Here is a 520-nt window from a genome sequence, read left to right as displayed (position 1 = left end):
CGAACTTCACGTGCAGCTCGAAGAACTGGTTGCCCTTCACGTTCCAGTGGTAACCACGGGCATTCATGTAGAATGTCTGGTAGTTGGCCAGCAGGACGTTGAGGGGCTCGGCCAGCTGAGTGGCGCTGGCAGTGTGCAGGCCGATGGCATTGGTATCGTTGGACATGAAGACTCTCCTGAAAAATGTGAAGTGAACGGCATTGTGGGGAAAGTGGAGATGCAGGTGGCGAGCCGTGCTGCCAGTATGCCACCAGTGTAGAGGCTGGGCGGGATGCAGGGTAACGAATTCACTGTATCGCCCTCATCGGCCACCCCTATCGTCGCCGGCGCACCACCCTCAAGCCGTAGATGAATGCTTGGAAAGAGATGTGGTGCGCGCACGCGGTTTTCAAGGTCGCACACGGATATTGCGGCCAATGTCGTCGGCTCGGACATTCTGATTTCGGCCACATACGCAAAGGCCCCGCACGGGGCGGGGCCTTTGCGACAGCCATGTCATCAGCTGTCATCACTTCTGCAA

General features: G+C 57.7%; 1 pseudogene. It reads right to left on the bottom strand.

The annotated features are described in order from the left end of the window. Positions 1 to 166 (bottom strand): annotated as a pseudogene (locus tag R0J88_RS18745) (DNA starvation/stationary phase protection protein); the annotation flags it as partial. Between the last annotated feature and the right edge of the window lie 354 nt (positions 167 to 520).

The organism is Pseudoalteromonas sp. SIMBA_162, assembly GCF_046535955.1.
Classification (GTDB): domain Bacteria; phylum Pseudomonadota; class Gammaproteobacteria; order Enterobacterales; family Alteromonadaceae; genus Pseudoalteromonas; species Pseudoalteromonas marina.
The sequence above is the reverse complement of the archived record's forward strand: the minus strand, read 5'-3'. Positions and strand labels throughout refer to the sequence as shown.